The following is an 18,893-nucleotide window of genomic DNA, read 5'->3' as shown; positions in this document are numbered from 1 at the left end:
TGGTGATTGTGAGGGCATCATATGCTCGGTAGTTGAACTCGCCCGGATGGCCAAGAATTCGTTGAGCTTGTGTCCGAAGGTAGAAATATCTTCCTCTAAGAAAAATCTCAGTATTGTTTCCCGACATGGCGGATCGTCCCAGCTGAGTATTCGGTTACGTCTCTTGCGAAATCTGAGCTGGGGTTCAGGAGTTGCGAGATAACCAACTCATTGAGTTCCTGACCCTGTGGCCGGCTCTCGCCCCGAGATAGGCGCATAGCTCGTCCTATTGCCGTTGCATTCTCTAATAGATCCTGATAGTCGAAGGCCTTCCCAATCGTCTTGATGTCATTGACCTTATTCGGGCCGATCCGGAAGTCCGAATTCGTCGGGAGGTCAAGTGGCTTCTCTGCTTGCTCGACGGCCCGGAACCACTCAACCACGTTAGCTCGCGATTTCTCGAGCTCGGTCTGGGAGAGGAGTGTATAGACCGTCTCGAGATCATCGTACTCTGAATGGATGTCTCGCAGTGTTTCCCACCATATCTCGAGCCCATCAACAAGATCAGTTCCCCCCATGTCATCACCGTATACAGCCTCGAGAGCCTCTTCAAAAACCTGATCGCGGACCTCGTCAGGAATCACGAGGAAATTATCGCCTGGCTCCAGATCACCAGCGGTGGTCCAGACGTACTGATTGCCTGAGAGAGGCCCTTCGTTCCGTTCGACCAGAATCGACTCGGTGGAGGGTTTCAGGAGTTCAACCCCGCTCTCGGTGAGAATCTGAACTTTCCATGATTCTTCCGCGCTGGGCCGGGCAGTGGAGGGGTTATTGACATCGGAAGATCCAGCTTCGGACTGGTCGACTGGTTCGAACTGTGTCCAGATTTCTTCAACGGCCCCGTTGTCTTCGGACTGCCGGAGTTCACTGTCAGATCCGTCCTGGGATCCCAGCTGCAGGTCCGAGTTCGAGTCATTTGATATTGTCTCGACTACCGGCGGCCGTGGCCAATCGGCATCGGCAGGCAATTCACGGCGGGCTCGCAGAGTCTCTAGGCGTTCCTCAATACCATTGCTTACGTACTGAGACGTGTTCTCCCCGTAAACGATGATCTGCATTGACTTAAATAGTGGAGCCATGTAAAACTGTGTCTGTGATGGGGCCAGCGGCTTGGTCATGATGACATCGTCGACCTCTCCTACTTTGCGTAGCTCGTCGGGTCTGAGGATATAGACACCCCTGTCTTTGAGCTCACCCGCCGTCTGCCCGATATCATTCAGCAATGCGTATTCGAAGGCCTGTTTCATGGACCGTTTCTGGAATAGCACCGCGAGTCGGTCCTCTGTATCAATCTGTTCCCTGATTTCCCTGAGAAGGCGCGTATAGGTCGGGTTCTCCCTGCGAAGAATTTTAAACAATGCACGAAGCTCGGTCAGATAATCATAGACTGCACCAGGCACCATCGCACTGGCTGGGTCTTCTTTTAGAGAGTCCATGTCATCAATCCGCTGGTGCGATGGATCTGAGGCATATCGGCCCCTGCCTGTTGATTCTTCACGGACCCATTCATCATACGTGTCAAGCGGGACTGGGAGGCTCTGAACAAATCGGGTCTGCTTTCTGAAGGCCCTCGCGACCTGTTCAGTCTCATCGCCATCAAGCTCTATTGCCAGCCGATGCATGGTTTTGAGCCGGCCGATGATTTCATCTGTTTCGAGACGTTCAATTGTTAGTGACCGATCGGTCGCCAGCTGCCTCAACTGTTCGATGACGTTACTGGCAGGGGTACTAACCGACCTTGACGTTGAGCATCTTCCGAAATCCGCCTGATCGGGGATCCCCGGAAGTAGCTGTTCGGTGGCTTCCGGGATGCTCTCCGGATAGCCATACTTTGGCCAAGTCCCAGGAGCCTCGATCTTCGCGGTGAATGGGTAGAGACTGAACACCGGATAGGACTCGAGGACGTTGTCTTCCTCCTCGAGCTGGGGCTCAAATTCGCTGGGTCGTCTCCCGAGGAAGTTGCAGACAACTGCATCTGGGTCGATCGAATCAATATCCATGAGCGACTTGGTGAGAATGATCTTGTTATCGGAGGCCGGTTCCCCCCATGGCTTGATCCCGCTATCGGTCACCCGGGAGACGGTTACGACCTCATCTAGTGGTCGTGCTGCAGTTGTTATCCCGGGTATCGAACACAGACCGAACTTACGGAACGCCATCTGGATGTCTTTGAAGGTTCCCCATAGATTTGATGTCCCGGGCGAATAGACCACGATGTCCACGGACATCCGATCATGGTGGAGTCCCTCCAGGGCGAGTTCAGCAGCAGCCAGAATTCCCATCTCCGGGACATCATGCGGTAGGAGAGTGTAGCCGCCCTTCCCTTGCCGAAACCGTTCACGGACTGTCGCAAGGCGCTGGCGCTCGTAGGCCGGCAGCAAGACCGGATCCCATCGACCCGGCTCGGTCTGATATCGCAGGTTTGATTCCAGTGCTTCCAAGTTGCCCTCGGCTTTGTCAACGGCCAGCTGATCGGCGACATCAAATGTCGGCGGTCGGCTTCGCTTGAAGATTTTGTGGGCGGGGGTGCTGATCTCCTCCTCTCCCCTGTTGCGGGCCATGTGGACGACCTGTGGGAGTGGATAGAGATTCGTCTCCGAAAGTTCCTTACAGGCCATTTTTACGCGTTCGTCATTCGTGCTATTGAGTTCTTCAAGCAATAACGGGGCAACAGCCCCCTCATTCTCTGAGTGGCTGATGATGTTCCCGAGCAGATCGATATAATATTTCCGCGCCTGACCAGTGATACCGCTGTTGAGCTCTCGGAGCCGGTCTGCATACGATGCGACCGACTCGGGTTTTTGGTTGGATACTTCCAGGAGAGCCACTAACTGGACTCGTTGGTTGTCTCTGGTCCGTTTAGCCTCGATGCCGTTCAGTAGTTGCTGAACTGGGTCGGGGTCAACAGCGGACTGAGACCCGATGCAAACCCCAGTGGCTCGACCGGCCGCAACTCGATCGAAATCTGATAGCCTCTCCAGCAGCGCTGCAGCATCAAGTTGGTCGCCATACTCGGAGTAACCGAGCTTGATAAGGGCGGCTGCACAGCGAGAGACGACTGACTTCGAGTCAGCAGTCAATCCTTCTCGCAATGCTGCCTCTTGTTCCACGGCGATTTGCGGAACTCGTTGTGCCAAGTGTTCCAAGTTCTTGGCCCCGGCAAGTGGATCCTGCCCATTCAGCCACGAGGTAGATATCGACGCGATATCTTCTAGCGCTGCTTCAGAGGCCTTTTTGGCAAGGGATTCCTCATTACTGTAGGCATCAGCGAGCTTTTCGACCGCGTCGTCAGCGACAGTCACCCCCAGAATACGATAGGCCAGCGCCCGCCTGTCTGCCCCCTCATCCATCCAATCGCTTATTTCACTGGAGGTGAACGGCGCCTCGATAGCTTCCGAGTCTTGTTCATAGAGTCTCCTGAGCGCCTTAAGGCCGAGTTCCCTAACTGGCGGCTCCGGCGAGCAAGCGAGTTCACTAACAGCAATTAAGGTCTCCGTCTCAATGCGATCAGGATGGTCGCTGAGGCAGTCAATCAGCAGCTTTGCCAGATGGTCTGAGTTGGGGCCAGACTCCCACCTGAGAAGTTTTACCAGTGACTCGAAATACGGAACAAGCCCCTCTACACGGTGTCTTCTAAACCGCTCCAGTTCCTTGATAATGTGCTGGCGTCGGTCGGGTTCCAGATCACGATAGCGATCTAGTAGCCGTGAAATCCGCGTATTAGTCTCCGAGCTCATTTTAAGACCCTTTTTCCTGACCTAGGAAAGCGACGAGGTTCCAAACGATAAGTTCAGACATCAGTTGATTAGCCGGCAATAAGCTAGATGAAGGGTATTTATGTTGGTCCTTATATACCGTGGCTGTGCAAATAGTTTCCGATCCAGGATCTAGAATATTATTTACTGCAGGCATCATGCCGAATTTATCGAGAAAACGCTGGTGAGTAGCGAATCTTTTAGGTATCATGATAGCATGAGGCTTATCAGATGTCCGAGAACGGAGTTCGTCGCACCCCCACTCTTGAGACCGAGTGGGAAGATATGACCGATCGCCACCGCGATCGGCGTGAGCGGGGCGAAGCCAATATCGCCGAGTTTTCTCAAGCAGGCTCGAACGCCTCGTATGTAGTTGGTGCGATCGGTGCAGGGAAGACCCAGCTTTTGACCCATCTCTACAAGTATTCCTACCGCGAGATTGGACAGCCGGCGCTGTTCCTCTCCCTTGGGGAGCTCCTTGACAGCGTCGCGACACACATCGAATATCCCCAAGAGATCCAGAATATCTCCCAGGAACAATTCCACACTGAAGTCGAGACTCTCGTCAAGCGGGAACTTGATCGTATTCATAAACGGATTCTGGAGGACGAGGAACTGACCCGGGACCTCCTATTGCTCGATTCTGGCCGCATCACCGGTGTCAAGGAATATGCAGACCAGCTCGGCCTGACTGTCGAAGAGTTTGCAGATATTACCAGTCAAACTGAAGAGGTGACACTCATCGTCGATGAGATGGAAGAGAGCTACGACCGACTTGAGGAGATGATACGGTCTACAACCGGACCGCTACGTGATACGGTCGACAAGGTTCAGTCGGGAAAGTCGCGGTTCTATCTCATAGGAGGGTTCGGCTATGCCAGCGTCCACGAGATCGGCGAAGCAGAGTACCGACGTGTTGACACCCTAGTGCTGCCGATTATCAAGCCCGACAACATCGAGGAAGTTTTCGGTGAGAACCTCCCGGTGACTGAACGAAACTTCATATGGTGGATGTCACGTGGGCGTCCCGGATGGCTCGAAACGGCAAGGAACGCATATAGATCCCATACCGGCAACGTGGATGGTTCATACGCTACCCTGGGGGAGATTCCAGGGACCACAATGTCCCGGGTCAGTATTCTCTCAATTGAGGATCTGGAGGTATACTGTGGGGATATCGGGCATGATGCTCGTGATCTTACCGCATATAGTATTTTTACACCCGCACCGACGCAGCTAGAGACTTTCGGGAATGATGATTGGATTGATCGGTTGTCGGGGATGAGCCCGAAGGTGATGCTCGCCGAAGAGCTGACAGACATCGAGGCAGTCACTAGGGCGTTCCTCAATGGGGTCGAATCCCATGACAGCTACGAGGAGTACGACGTCTCCGACCAAGTGATCCGGAGATACGTCAATCGGTTCCTCCAGTCGATTGCCAACGGGGGCGGCCAGATAGTCTTTGGAGATGCTTCCACAGTCACGTTCCAGCAGGGAAAAGTCTGCAAGGACCGAATGCTCTCCCCCCTTGCCGAACGAGTCCACGATCTCGCACTCGAGGAGGCAGGCGAGGAACATCAGGAGACAATCGATTTCCTCTATGAGCTGGCACAGTATGTTGACAATTCGGATGAATCATCTCTATCCCGAGAATTCGGTGACTTTCTTGAACTGTTCAGCGAGCAGTCGGAAGAGAACCTGTCGGTCGATGGATACCTCGGGCCAGCCATGGGTTCGCTGGTTGCAGTGTTCCCGAGCCTGATCACGAATCCCCGGCTGACATTTGCTGGGACGGCTAGGACCGAATCCGAACAGTTCTCCGAGCTAGTGAAGTTGCTGAGTTCAATGGGTAATCCGGGGGCACGTCTCAGCGAATTCGGCGATATCATGTCGGAGGATCCGCGATGACTGAATACGTCTACCCGGTTCCATCGGATGCACATCAACTTGGTGAGTTGCTCAATCCCTTCTTGGAGGAGACAGTCTCTGAGAAGGGACTGACCCCGAACCAGCAATTCATGGTCGTCCTGTTCGGTGAGGACGCTTCTGAGACCACAGATGAGGCGGTCGAAATCATCGAGAACACGGAGCCGACTGCCCGAAAGAGCTACGACATCAATCAGCTGAGCGTGGTCAGCGTCGACGAACGGCGGCTGAATACCTTCACCACGAGTCTCCTCTATGCGCTACTGGAGACTGATCCCGATCAACCTCTCGAGGAGACCGTAACGGGAGATTATATCGCCGACGAAGATGAACGGAAAGTTGATTATTACCTTCCTCGCCTGATCGAAACTATGCAAACCTTACTCGAAGAGCACTCAGAGCGCTTCGAGGAGAATTTAGCGGATCTCTTCCCAGTCGATCTGGACACCCCAGACGTTCGGGATATGAACGAACGGCTAGAAAAAGACGTGGTGACCGATCAGGTAATCCTCGATTTTCTTTTGCTGGCTGCTGGCTCAACGGAAGACGAGAATGGTGTCGAAAGCCTGCTCAGGTACATCCGAGAGGAGAAGATCGATCAGAGCGAGATGCTCTCTGGCGGGAGTGGGGGTGTCGCAGGGTACAGTCGAATCATCAAGATATCCTATCTTATCAACAAGGATAGCTACAATTCCGAATTTCGCACGGCACGGAATTTGTATAATCGGAGTGCAACATCCAGTCTCCTGCGATTGCTCGATGAAACGGCTGATATCCCCATCGAGACCGGGGTGACAGATGAGGATAGCGATGACTCCGAAGATGATGCCGGAGAAGATACACCTCTAGAAACATTTTACAGCAGCGAACAGCGGGTCGAACGGCTTGTCACAAGCCAGTTCCAGGGTAATACAACCAAAATCGCTGAACGCCTGCTAAGGGCGATCAATGGGACGCGCCTAATCCAGAATAACAGTGATACGGTCAATTCGACATATCAGTCCCAGAAAGAGTCCATTGAATCTGAGATCAAGCAGCTCCACGGGGAGCTTACATCCTTGGAGGCTCATGCCGACGAGTTCGAGGACACAAAAATTCAGGTAGACACTGGCAGGGCGGATCCATACGAGAAGTTGGTCAGGCTGGTAGACGAGACGAACTCACTTATTATCAGGTTCCTCTTTGGCTTTGATCGGGCCGTGCGCACAAGCGTCTTCACGACGCTCGAGTACAACCTGAAGCAGTACCGAGAGACGCTATTTAACCATCGAACACGCGTCGATGAACTCCTTGAGGAGATTGAAGCTCTCGAATCCCGCTGTCAGCGGGAGGTAGAGGAACTACTGGATCTCTATGAACGTCTCGAGGCAACGGGTGTCGAGGTTGACGTACCTGACCAAGCAACAATGACCGAGAATCTCGAGGAGGCATGGGACGAAGAAATTGTACAGCTACGGCATGAACTTCCCGAGATTGATTTCACCGACGAGGATGGATCACCTCAAAGTAAGCTCGACGAATGGGACTCCCAGATATCTGAGTGCCGAAAACGTCTTGAGTCCCTCTGTGAACCGATTGAACAGTTCGGGGGAACAGTTGATAAACTCGAACAGATGGGTCAGAAAAGGAACAGTGTCCAGAACACACTTATCGAGATCGATGGCCTGATGGAGGAACAATGACTGCACCCCTTGCTGATCTAGTGGATTTTTCGCAGGATAGGGACTATGACTCCCTAATCGGGCGACACAGTGAACTCGAGAAGGAAACCGAGCAACTCCGTGATGAACTCGCAGACACGCTGGGCTCAGACTCGGAATTAGAACCCGACCAGGTCGACCAGATCCGGGAGACATACAACAATGGGGTCAGGACCGACCTGCAGGCGTTGCTGGATGATGGGTGCGAAATCGAGACATTCACTGAGGCGGTTCGAGAGGTTCACAAAGACATTCAGGAGGTATTAGACAACCCAAAGGCCGAATCCGTCGTCGAGGAGATCGACAGCTGGCTGGCTTCAACCGGGCTTGAACTGCTTGACAGCAATGAGAAGCGGTCGCTCAGAGAAGTCATTATTAGCGATGTTGATACCTGTGAAGAGGCGGTCAGTACAGCAAAGACCGCCCATGACGAACTCCGCGGTGACCTGGGTAAACTGCAGGGAGACATAGATCAGTTACTGCGGACAGCGATATCAGACGCGAACGCACCGTCTGATCTGGACGATATCGGTGACGCTCTACGATTGCTAGAGGAAGGCTGGCATGGCGACTGGACGCTTGATTACGACCTCGATATTGGAGACGAACTCAACGAGCGTATCTGGACCGTCCTGATCGAGGGGCTAAAAGAAGATGTGGATGATCGGGACGGCCTGCAGCAGGTTGCAGTCTTAGTCGACAATCGACACGAACGCATCGAAGAGGCCCTGAATGACATCGACAAAGCGTGGGCCCGGGTAGAAACTCAATACGAACGAATTCCCGAAGATATCGAATATGAGCAGTCACGAATCTTGGATCTGCTTGCTGAGGAATTGAGCACAGATCCCTCTCTCAAATCATATGCCTCAGCGATAGAGACTGTAGGAGACGGCCTAGAGGCGTTAATTGAAATCCTGCAAAGCCCGGTCGAGATGTATAGCACGGATGGTGAGCCAGCGATTGAAGAGCTCGAGGAGGCTGCCAGTAAAATCCAGACCCTCTACACTGAGGCGCAAGATTGCCAATCAAGGGCCCTTGAGGCAATCTCCGTCGAGGGAATAGAAAGCGCAGGAGCGGAGTTGGTCGAATGTCTCGAGCGGGCAAGCGACAAACGCACCGCTTTGCGCTCCAGATTGGTCGGGAAGATCAAGACTGCAAGACGGCTTAAGGACAAGTTCGACATCGAATTGGATGAGGACTTCACGGACCTATTCACAAGTGCAGCCAGTGAGAAGGATGTTGATACCCTCCTCGAGTATTCGCATCGCTATGCCGATGCTTACATCGAAATTAGGACTAGAGTCCGGGAGCAGTTGCCAGAGCCACAGGCCCAGCTGCTGGAGGAGCTGCTGACGATCTCGGCAGCCAGCTCCGATCTGTCGTACTCCAATATCAGGGCCGAATGCGAGGAGGAGATTGAGGCAGACCCAGTCGAAACACTGGAGGGGTTGTGCGAAAACGGACTGATCGAGATCAACGTTTCAATTACCTGATTGTAGAGCCGACGTACCTACTGAGACTCAAAGTTTACACACGAAGAGTGAGAGGAATGGGGAGCAAAGCGTCTAGAGCTGCTCTAGACGTCATCCAAGTCGACACCGAGCCAGAGATCCGACGTGAGCATTTGTTCAACAGTATCTGCAAGTGGTGGAACTGACTTACCTTCGATGATTGTCCCCATCTCAATCGCGTTCCGGAGACTTCTCTCAGTCATGTTTGCACTCCCGATGTACGCTTGCTGACGATCAACTATGACAGCCTTGGCGTGAAACGTCGCCGTGTTGTGGAGTTCACTATTGAATTCATATACTGACAGGTGGTGAGACCGCCCCACGGATTCAAGTTGTTCGACGAGCTGGCGGACATAATTGCGGTTCTCACCAGTCCCCTGCAACACATCACGTGTCATAAGGGTCAAGCTTGCCCCTCGTTTCGGGACGCCCACCAGTGCCTCCTGCAGCAGGTCGAAGCCCACCTGTGTGTAAAAAGGGTTCATGACAACCGCCGAGTCCTCAGCAGTGGCCAGCAGGTCTATGAGCGAACCGATGATGGTCGAATCGACATCAAAATCGGTCTCTTCTGGGACGTTCAGGATTGGCCTGACCTGGTCGGGATTCTCAACTGTCGCTCGAGAAAGCTGGTCGAGGGAATGCTCATCGAAGAGCCACTCGACCCGCGTGAGAAGTTCTCGGAGCCTGTCACTCTGAAACGAGATATTGTTCCGTTCGTCCAATCTAGCCACACCCAGATATTCCAACCACTCGATCAGATCCGAGGCCTGCCGATCACTGATGTCAAATTCCGTCTGGAATCGCTGGCCAAGAGCCACGACTTCCTTCCCGTTCAGGTACAGACAGTACCCCAGAAGGGTCTCGGTTGTCGTTCCCTCACGCCGTAGCTTCTGTTCAAGAGCAAGCAAGTCGGCTAACTCCATCAGAAATCGTCCCAGTAGCCTGTTATAGGCATTTCCTGGTTAGTCCCCCCAAAGATGAATCCACGGCTCAAGTTCTGATTAAAGTGCTGGCAACCAATCTCACTGATGTGAGTACAGGCATGACAGCTGGCCCCTTGCTCGCCGCAGATCGGATCATAGATACAGTGCTCGGACTCCTGCTGGACGGACTCGAACCATTCTTCTAACGACCGTTCGGCCAAAGTGTACAGGCCACCAATTGTAAACGAATGGGTCTGGTTCGAATAGATTGCTACCGAAAGCGCCTCGGGGAAAAGGAACTCTGCCAGACTCGTCTCTTCGATCCCCGAGAGCAATGCTGCCTCTTCAATAAGGCGATGGCTCAGTGTGTGCAAGAGGCCGTGGACATATCGAGATACTTCAGTCATCTCATCAACATCAAGGTAGGGTTTCATCTGATCCATCTCCGCGTGGATCAGTGCCCGGAGTTCTTGGTCGCTGAGGTCATCAATACTGCCATCCAGAAGATCGTTAGCTGCCAGCCACTCCCCGACCCGTCGGTGATCGAGTGTCAGGAACACTGCTTCAGTATCGGAACTAGTGGCATATATCGGGATGGTGTCCTTACCCTGGGTGAAAGGGAAGGCTCGCAATGCGGGATGACTGTCTTCCTCTGGTTCATCGAATGTCCGGTGGTACCCATATACGGCCGTCAGAATAGGGAACTCGCTGGTGAGTCGAAGGTCACTAACACCGAATTGTTCAAGCACGTCAGCTGATGTTTGGCTCGGTCCGCCGACATCAGAATCCAGTTCATCGAGTGTCTCCGTCTTGATTTCTTCAAGGGTTCGCAGGTAGTTGAAATGGTTCCGTGAGATGTTCCGTTTCGTAAGGCGGATCTCCTCGAGTTCGTTCAGGATCTGTGTCAGTTCGCCACTAGCCTTAAGATCGTCGCTGAACTGGTCGCGTATCTTTTCTTTCTGCCCCTCATCAACGATATCACTGCCCAAAAGCTCCTCAATCTGGTTTGTTCCACCCTCCTGTTTGTCCCGGTAGAAGGAGATCTCGTTTTCCGGGTGGTCGTAGATTCCGTAGGCCGCCCCAAGGGCGATGTCGGAGATTGCCTGATTCTCTTCGTCTTCCGAAAGGCCATACTCGAAATTAATGTCGACCTGCTTCAGATGGTGGGTGCGATATGCCTGTGAGGCCCGGTGGACTGTTGGCTGAAGGGTATTCCCGCAGTCGTCACAATTACTATACAGTCCAGAGCGAATGGTCGCTTCCTTGCCCTCTTGCTCGCATTTGCCACATCGCCATCGGAAATTACGATAGCTCTCGGCACTGTCATCGAGCTTGACATAGTTCCAGTCGTGTTCATCACATGGTGGCACCGACATCGCTTCGATGGCGGAACACTCCTCACAGATCAGGACGTGATGGAGCTGATGAAGGCTGGAGTTTTCGCAGTTCGAGCAGGCTACTGAGCCGTTTTTGAGCGACTCACGCCGACGCCAATAGTTCTCAACGGCATAGCAATTATCACATCGCAGGATTAGTGGGAAAACCTCACTGATCACATCCTCAGGCTGGATGATCGAATAATTGTCAAGAGTTCTAGTGAGGTACTCCCTGCTGCCACCTTCCCACTCATTGATTGCGGCAAACACCCGTTTTTTGAGATGCTCATCGTTGACCTCGTCGCTAATGTCCTCGCCACCGATCTGGGCTACCTTTTCGATCATCTGATGTTGGGGGTTATCGAAAGTTTTGCCCGGCATGAACTGGAACAGGACCTGATTTAGGCCGCGCTTCATGCTCCATCACCTCGGCCAGCGTTAATCGTATCAACAATTTTTCCTTCCTCCCGACTGGTGAAGATGTCGACAGGGACATCAACGTCTCGCAGGCTCCACATTGGCCGGTTTCCATCCGGGAGGCTATCGCTCACGAACTTCTTCTGCTGTTTATCGATAGCGGTCAGATACGTTTCGATGCGGTGGCTTATCTCGTCTCTGAATACGTTGTCGCCATTCCAGTCGCTATAGATATCGTCCAAGTCGTCCATGAGTTGTTGCTGGGTGATGAGGCCGTTCGAGTGGGCATTGGCCACATTGCTAGTCATGTACGGGGAACCGTACTCAGCTTCGATCTCGCCGTAGTAGCGCTGTAGAATCAACGCCATGAACAGACCTGGAAGCGTTCGCTGAATGCTAAATTTAGCCCGCCGGTTTACCGGGACAGGCTCGACAAGTCGGTCCTGGTATTCGTGGTATTTGTCGAAGTAATGGAAGTGACTCCGATCGCGTTCTCGGATGGGATGGAAGCAATCGATAACGATGCCCGGATACTTCCTGCCCACACGGCTGCTTGACTGGATATATTCCGCGGTACGTCTGGGCATTCCGAAAAACAGCATGAAGTTCAGTACGTCCAGGTCCACTCCGTGACTGATAGTGCTAGTTGCGATAATCAGGTCCTCTGTTTGGTCCTGTAGCGACGGGTCATCGGCCAAGGACTCGAAGCGATCCAGCATACTCGAGACCGCCTGGAAGCTGCTGTCTCCGGTCAGGCTGAGCTGGTTTATCCGCTCGAATCCGGCTGACTGCAGATCTGGGTTGATCTGGGTGTTGACAGACTGGTTGATCCTGTCACCTTCCTTCTTGCTGATGACGTAATTAACAGCCGTATCGTAATACCTGAGCATCTCCCGCAGCTCCCCGGCCGAATCCAGGGTCCGGTAGTCCCGATCGGACACCATCTTCTCCGCGTTTTGATTGAGTGTCTGGATGGCCTCCTCGTGGGCTCGTATGATGCTGATGATGCTATTGATGTGTGACCGGTTCCAAGGTGTAATCCCGATGAAATGGCGCTGAACCTCCTCTGGATCCTCACCGGCGTAGAATGATTCCCTGTAGTCTGGGCCAGGTGCAGGGAACAGTGAACCTTCTTTTTTGTAGAGGTGCCTGATCTGGTTTTCGAATTCCTCGATGGTCGCGGTTGCTGCGATAACGTTCGAAGATGTGTTTCCGCTCCACTCGATGATTTTGTTCATCGCTCCCCAGTAGTGACTCTCGAAAGTCCCCAGCTCTTCCTTGATCAGGTGTAGCTCGTCTTGGATCTGTAGACCTGGAACCGGATCGACCGGATCAAGATTGGTGTGGGTCTGCTCACTCTCCGTACAGAAATACTTCTCCGTGCAGGCAGTCCCGTCGGTGTAGCCGTGCTCAGGACACTCCTCACTTGCATAGCCCAGCATAAGTCGGAATTTGCGTTCGTATCCCAGCCCGGCCAGCTTGTCCTGGGTCCCGATGATCAGCGTCGGAAGCTTTCGATAGATCTCGTTGTCCACTACATAGACCGGGAGCCGGTGCCAAGTACACGACTCGTTCGTACAGATGTGATTGATCTGAACCTCTTTAGCGTCGACTTCGAGACTTACGTCCCCTCCACATTTCGGACAACGGTTGAGAACGCGGAACTCTTCTTTCGAGATATTATTTAGATTGTCAGACTCCCAGCGTTGCGCAAGATTTTCTACTTTTTTCTGATTGCCCTCTTGGTCGCTATAACTGACGGCCTTGCTACCGAACTCTTCTTCGATTACGTCCCGCATTTTGTTCTCGGTCCCCCCGGTAAGATAACCGACCTCGAACGGATCTCCACCCAGAGATTGCTCACGGCGGACCTCATCGGCATACATCATGAGTTCAGTGATGCGCTGGAACTGCTGGAGACTCAGCAGCCTGAGCGGGTAGCGCATCAATGAGGTGACGCCGAAGGCCTTGCCTCGGAGACGATCGAACAGCATGTTGAAGATCATCAGACCGAGGTATGCCTCCGTTTTCCCGCCACCAGTCGGGAACCAGATCAGGCTCACTTCCTCTCGGGCATCGGTCTGAACGGACTCATCAGTCCGGGCGACGATATCACGGATATTGGCAACGATGAAGACAATCTGAAAGAGACGCCAGGAATCGTAGTCTCGTGTACCATCCTCCCGCAGAACCTTTCGGTCGAATGTCCGGTTCATCAGCTTGAACGAGCGGAGTGCCTCATCGTGCTCGGCCAGTAGTTTGATCCCGCTTTCAAGGCGGGCGATCTCCTCTTGGAAGGCCTCGCGGTTCTGCTGAGCTGTTTCTAGATCCCCGTCACCCTCGCGCAGTTCATCGATTCGATCCTTCCAGGTCCCCGAATCGTATTCTTTCATCTCATCGCGCAATGCTCGGAGGACCGGCAACGGGTCCTCTGCCAGATGATCGAACAGCGGCCGGGCAGCGTCCCGATCGGGCTCCTTGTGGATGTAACGCTTCTGCTCATGGGACGGCATGCAATTTGTAACGAGGGCGTCCGACCCTTCGGGCTGCTCAACCGAGCAATTTACCCCATATCCCGGGAGCTCACGATTGTAGCGGTAGTCTTCCGGAAGACGGGTGAAATTGATATGATCAAATCTAGATCCACCCTCCGGTAAAAGCCGGAGTCGGGATTCGTACATACCGTTGTCAACGTCATCCAGCTGACCGCTTTCGGGTTCGTCAGACCTGTTCTCTAGACTCACTCGGAGTTGTAGGTCCCCGTCATCGATCCCGCGCAGATCGAAAGCTATCCTCGGATTGATATCGGGATACACTGCCTTACCCTCGACTCCATCTACGAACTCTTCGTACTCAGACTGTGCAGCAAACCGATCCTCGACGATGGCTTCCCGAACGTCTTGATTCGACTCCGGGCGGTAGCGTAGCGGATCCGCTGCCATTTCATCTCGAACCGCTTCCAATGCCTTCTGCAATGCCTGGGAGATATCTTCCTCAGCGTCCTCCAGGTCGGCCGAGATTGCTTCTTCACCCGCTTCTGGAGAGCGTGTCTTTACAGTGGTCGGCTCTACATCAACGCTGTACTTGCGATAGTAACCGCGGTCAGTTGTCTGGACGTCAGCATATCTTGGCGGATGGACGCGGGCGTATACACTGAAGGAAGGGTCGATAGCGAATGCAGCGCCGTTGACGCTTGGCGCCACGCGGATCAGCATATGGAGAGCACTGGGAGAGGCCCTCGAATAGATGTCGTCATCCTCGAACTCTAGCTCCTCTGTCCCGGGGGAGAGACAACCCGAGAAGAACGTATTCTTCGGGGCGCTACCCACATGTATCTCACCGATCTCATAGTGGCCGCCTGTCGCCCGGTTTCGGACCTCGGAAACTATCCGTGAAGAAATCTGCTCGAGATCCTTGGTACGCCCCAGATCTCGGTCTGGCATATGAACCATTTATAGTCTGAAATCTCATTTATTCGGCCTCCCCTTAGCTGTTTGGTGCCCCCGTGGGGATGTCTATCGGGTTTCGAGAGGTAAGCGTTGGATTCAACGATCTGTAATCGTAAGGTTCAGTCGGTCAACTGTTGTTTTCCGGCATATACACAGGCATTCTGGAGCGGACAAGTCTCGCATCTAGGATTCTGGGGGGTACAGATCAGTGCCCCCAGATCAAGGATGGCAAAGTTAAATGCTCGTGCCAGCCCGGGCTCCTTGGGGACCAGTGCTTCCATTAACTCGTATACATCGTCGCTCTTGTGCGGTTGGTCAGGCATCTGGTAACCCAGCACCCGTCCGATAACACGTGAATAATTGGCGTCAACTAGGGCCAGCGGCTCTCCCCTGGCAAAAAGTTGGCAGGCCCGGGCGGAGTAGGTTCCGGCTCGCCAGGGGCGTGTGAGCTCATCAAGAGAGTCAGGGACCTTCCCAGCATGCTCCTCAACAAAAAGCTCGCCAATCTCCTTTAGGGTCCGGGTTCGGTGGTTTACGAAGCCAAGCGAGTGGACCATTTCCCTGATCTCCTCTTCAGAGGCTTCATAGAGATCTCGAGGAGTGGGGAAGTGGTCTTGGAAGTCGTCATAGATATCAGCGACTGCATCCCCGCGAGTTCGCTGGAGCAGAATTTCAGCGCTATAGACTTTCCAAGGGTCAGTGGTCTGGCGCCAAGGATAGTCACGCCCATTTGTTTCAAGCCAACTTAGGAGGTCGGGGATGCATTCAATGAACGCTTCTATGAGAACACGAGGGTGGTCAACAGCGGTGTCTTTGAGGCAAACTACAGCTGCTTCAGTATCGATATTCTCTCGAATTTCTGCTACAGAGGCGCTGGTGTAGCCAAATGGCAGACCACCTTTCATCCGGATAATGATTGGGTCCGATATCGGGAAAAGACTTCGCTAGTGTCTATCCCTAATCGAGATCAAGACCGCTCTTCAAACCGGATGAACTCACGCCATTCGAAGAAGCAACAATCTGTGGTTCATTCTGCTTGGATATCGGCTTAAACCATACAGGGCCCTATTCCGGCGCAAAGGGATACAATCGACTAAACCCTTGAGCGCATCGCAAGAACATTCAAATCAGGTAGACTTGATTATTATATCAATGATAACTCAGCCAAATCTCACACATCGAAATCTTCTACAGAAGACGACTGTGTTCTCTGTAAGACAACCTCCACATCTTCTGGCGGTTGTATAAATCCTGGCAAGCGAGTAGAGATGTGGAGTTCCTTCGATTCTTGCGCATCCATAGCGATGTGCTTCGACGGGGTAGCTATCAAGAGATCAGTCGAGGTATACAAACGCCCAACCACAAAGAATGACTTTGAACTGTGGTTCTCATTCTGAATCTCCACAGATAGTTTTGCATGTGTAGAACCCCTGAATTCCTGGACTGAAAGGCTACTTTGATTAATCTCTATTCCACGCATGTCCCCCTTCTCAGGATGATCGATCTCTGCCTCCCAGCTGATGGAAATCTGGTGTTTAGGATTATGTAGATATGGTGGAACGGTGGGATCTAGACGTAGCGGCATTTTGGAAAATGCCGGATAATCTGAGGTAGCAGGTAAAGATCTTAAGGCGTAGCTGTGAAGATCGGTAGGCGTTGCTACCCATCGGTCCCCCGGATTAACCGAGTTTGCAGTTAATTCGAGCGTCCCCAGAACATCACCAGAATCGGTCGATATCGTGCCTTTGAGATTGACTGAAAGGGGTTTTCGATTTCGATATAGTGTGTCAACAATCACAATTGGGAAAGCTTGTGATTCAAAGAAGGACTTTCTCACGGTGATAACATCTGATTCTTCAATCTGTGCATAAACGATGGATAGTGCATCAGGTAGTATCCAGGACACCCCCTCTCGTATAGTAGTTCTAAATTGGCTAATCCAACTACGATAGAATCTCGGCGGGTAGTGTTTAATTTCGAATCCATCGTACTTTGACTGGATAGTGATTTTCCCCTTCCTAGGGCTGTATGATCGACATCCAATACGGTAGCTCACAGTGTACTCTCGGAACTCTTCAAGCCGAACAGAGGCTGTTATAAAGTCAAAGCTGGATTTGGAGTGGAGCATATTTGTTACCCAGATTCTGTGGCGCTCCCCTGTTGCACCGAGATAACCATCTTTCTCATGGTCAACATCGATCATTGAGTCAGAAAATGAGATTCCGCTATTGTTTGGATCCCCCTCAGTAAAATTCCACGAGGGTAACGAGATCTCTATATATACGTCCTCAGCGTGGCTGTATCCGTTATTGGCTAGATTAAAAGAAAGGTTCCCAGCTACTTGTTCCTTAATCCTAACCCCATCATTTGATTCAGGGGCGAGTTGAAGCCGCGGACGTCGAATGACAAACTTATGAACCGCAATGACTGTCCCGAGAATAGTTGCAGCCCCAGCAACTATTGATAACCATGCTGGGACCTGCATGTTGACTGATTAAACGAGGTTGCAGGAGCGACAAATGTATAACGATAATCGGTTTCTCAATATAGAACGAGAGAGGAATAGTACTCTAGACCGCTAGAAATTATCTAAGTAATCCCTGCGTTACTCCACTTTTCTCGCTCGGTGCGCCGGTCATAATGCTGTTCGATCACTCTCTGACTGACGTTCGCTCGATCACTAACCACCTTGTCCGTCATATTACTGTTCAGACTGTAGGTGATGCTTCCGCGACGAATCGCGTGTTGGCAACCGCTTGACGGACACGCATGTGCCGCATCGTGACCAATCGCTTCACACTCTCCAAGACCGCGCGGTCGTGTGGACACTCAGAGCTGTAAGCGCATGGCCGCGTCCAGCGGTAGACGTAGGCGCGAAGTGTGGTCTTGTTCGTTCGACCCTGCCGGGATGCCAGCAGTGGCTCCCGATCGTACTCGTCGATGACTGACGGTCGCTGGGTTTCCAGACAGTCATCGAGGAGGTCGCAGACTTGGTACGAAAGTGCGAACCTCCGTTCACCTTCTCCCTGATTCTTTATCGGCGTGCCGGCCTCTGGTCGGTGACGAACCTTTACCGATTGTTCGTCTGAGTCGTAATCGTCAACGTCGAGGGCATGTATGGTACGGATACGCATCATCGTGTGCCACATGAGTCCGATTGCGACGTGCTCGATACTGGCGTACTCGTACTTCTTAGGTGTGCGAGTATTTCCGAAGCGCGGTCGCTTTCCAGCATCCCGTCTCGGGAGTTCTCATCAGGGGTGATCGATGGCGACAGTACCTTCTGACTCAGGTCTTGGTTTACGCCGTCAATGGACTCCAGCCACCTGATGAACACGCGGAGCGTGTCCATCTGGATTTTCTCGCTTACCTTGTTTAGGTCACCGTCGTCTCGCCGCCAGAGCCGGTACCGGTGGAGTTGGCGTCTGTTGAGTGTATTGAGGTTCTGGATGTCCTCGACCTCGTTGCACCAGCGGACGAAGTGACCGAGCCGGTACCTGTGCCCCTTCAGAGATGCCTCCGAGAGTCCGTTCTCCTTATCGACGAGTTACAGTTCGAGTGCGGTTTCTGTGTCGATTGGTTCGAGACTCATGGTTGGTCTTCTCCGATCAAGCGAATCCCACGAGTCCCGGTTACTGCCCGCTCTGAACCAACGGCTACACCGCTCGAAACCGCCAAAATGAGGGGTTGTCACGCCGCGTGCCCAGGGCCTGCAGTGCCCATTCTAAACCGAGTTGATCAGGATTCGTCCGCTCATTCGGCTGTGCGGAAATACATCAAAATAACTCATTGCC

Annotated in this window: 10 protein-coding genes; 3 read left to right on the top strand and 7 right to left on the bottom strand. The window is 52.8% G+C overall.

Annotated features, from left to right (window positions below):
• Window positions 1-107 precede the first annotated feature (107 nt).
• The gene (locus BM337_RS08935) at window positions 108-3,776 is read right to left on the bottom strand and encodes a hypothetical protein (protein WP_089816100.1); all 3,669 of its coding nucleotides are present in this window, start codon (window positions 3,774-3,776) and stop codon (window positions 108-110) included.
• 249 nt (window positions 3,777-4,025) lie between these two features.
• Here BM337_RS08935 and BM337_RS08930 point away from each other — a divergent pair, with 249 nt between their 5' ends.
• The 3 genes from BM337_RS08930 to BM337_RS08920 are packed head-to-tail and all read left to right on the top strand — an operon-like array spanning window position 4,026 to window position 8,916.
• Window positions 4,026-5,702, top strand: coding sequence for a hypothetical protein (locus BM337_RS08930; RefSeq protein WP_089816098.1), 1,677 nt, complete (start codon window positions 4,026-4,028; stop codon window positions 5,700-5,702).
• Complete coding sequence (locus BM337_RS08925) at window positions 5,699-7,402, top strand: hypothetical protein (protein ID WP_089816096.1); 1,704 nt, start codon at window positions 5,699-5,701, stop codon at window positions 7,400-7,402. Before BM337_RS08930 ends, BM337_RS08925 begins: the two co-directional genes overlap by 4 nt.
• On the top strand, window positions 7,399-8,916 hold the full coding sequence (locus BM337_RS08920) for a V-type ATP synthase subunit I (RefSeq protein WP_089816094.1): 1,518 nt from the start codon (window positions 7,399-7,401) through the stop codon (window positions 8,914-8,916). Before BM337_RS08925 ends, BM337_RS08920 begins: the two co-directional genes overlap by 4 nt.
• Window positions 8,917-8,999: 83 nt before the next feature.
• Here BM337_RS08920 and BM337_RS08915 read toward each other — a convergent pair whose 3' ends face one another.
• From BM337_RS08915 to BM337_RS21880, 6 genes are all read right to left on the bottom strand, one after another.
• Window positions 9,000-9,857, bottom strand: coding sequence for a phospholipase D-like domain-containing protein (locus tag BM337_RS08915; protein ID WP_089816093.1), 858 nt, complete (start codon window positions 9,855-9,857; stop codon window positions 9,000-9,002).
• A complete protein-coding gene (locus tag BM337_RS08910) occupies window positions 9,857-11,650 on the bottom strand; it encodes a hypothetical protein (RefSeq protein WP_089816091.1) in 1,794 nt (597 codons plus the stop codon). The genes BM337_RS08915 and BM337_RS08910 overlap by 1 nt, the downstream gene beginning before the upstream one ends.
• A complete protein-coding gene (locus BM337_RS08905) occupies window positions 11,647-15,093 on the bottom strand; it encodes a helicase-related protein (protein WP_177227371.1) in 3,447 nt (1,148 codons plus the stop codon). The genes BM337_RS08910 and BM337_RS08905 overlap by 4 nt, the downstream gene beginning before the upstream one ends.
• Window positions 15,094-15,218: 125 nt before the next feature.
• Window positions 15,219-16,004 (bottom strand): HhH-GPD family protein, encoded by a 786-nt coding sequence (locus BM337_RS08900; RefSeq protein ID WP_089816087.1) that lies wholly within the window; start codon window positions 16,002-16,004, stop codon window positions 15,219-15,221.
• A gap of 266 nt (window positions 16,005-16,270) precedes the next feature.
• Window positions 16,271-17,584, bottom strand: coding sequence for a hypothetical protein (locus BM337_RS20550; protein ID WP_143117679.1), 1,314 nt, complete (start codon window positions 17,582-17,584; stop codon window positions 16,271-16,273).
• 648 nt (window positions 17,585-18,232) lie between these two features.
• Window positions 18,233-18,610: a hypothetical protein gene (locus BM337_RS21880; RefSeq protein WP_218155560.1), complete on the bottom strand. Its 378-nt coding sequence runs from the start codon at window positions 18,608-18,610 to the stop codon at window positions 18,233-18,235.
• Between the last annotated feature and the right edge of the window lie 283 nt (window positions 18,611-18,893).

Origin of the sequence: Halomicrobium zhouii (genome assembly GCF_900114435.1) — an archaeon.
Lineage (GTDB): Archaea > Halobacteriota > Halobacteria > Halobacteriales > Haloarculaceae > Halomicrobium > Halomicrobium zhouii.
The sequence above is the reverse complement of the archived record's forward strand: the minus strand, read 5'-3'. Positions and strand labels throughout refer to the sequence as shown.

Bases quoted from the DNA above. Each gene is read 5' to 3' on its own strand.
- BM337_RS08915 (WP_089816093.1), bottom strand. From the start codon at position 9,857: ATGGAGTTAGCCGACTTGCTTGCTCTTGAACAGAAGCTACGGCGTGAG.
- BM337_RS08900 (WP_089816087.1), bottom strand. From the start codon at position 16,004: ATGAAAGGTGGTCTGCCATTTGGCTACACCAGCGCCTCTGTAGCAGAA.
- BM337_RS20550 (WP_143117679.1), bottom strand. From the start codon at position 17,584: ATGCAGGTCCCAGCATGGTTATCAATAGTTGCTGGGGCTGCAACTATT.
- BM337_RS08905 (WP_177227371.1), bottom strand. From the start codon at position 15,093: ATGCCAGACCGAGATCTGGGGCGTACCAAGGATCTCGAGCAGATTTCT.
- BM337_RS08910 (WP_089816091.1), bottom strand. From the start codon at position 11,650: ATGAAGCGCGGCCTAAATCAGGTCCTGTTCCAGTTCATGCCGGGCAAA.
- BM337_RS08925 (WP_089816096.1), top strand. From the start codon at position 5,699: ATGACTGAATACGTCTACCCGGTTCCATCGGATGCACATCAACTTGGT.
- BM337_RS08935 (WP_089816100.1), bottom strand. From the start codon at position 3,776: ATGAGCTCGGAGACTAATACGCGGATTTCACGGCTACTAGATCGCTAT.
- BM337_RS08920 (WP_089816094.1), top strand. From the start codon at position 7,399: ATGACTGCACCCCTTGCTGATCTAGTGGATTTTTCGCAGGATAGGGAC.
- BM337_RS08930 (WP_089816098.1), top strand. From the start codon at position 4,026: ATGTCCGAGAACGGAGTTCGTCGCACCCCCACTCTTGAGACCGAGTGG.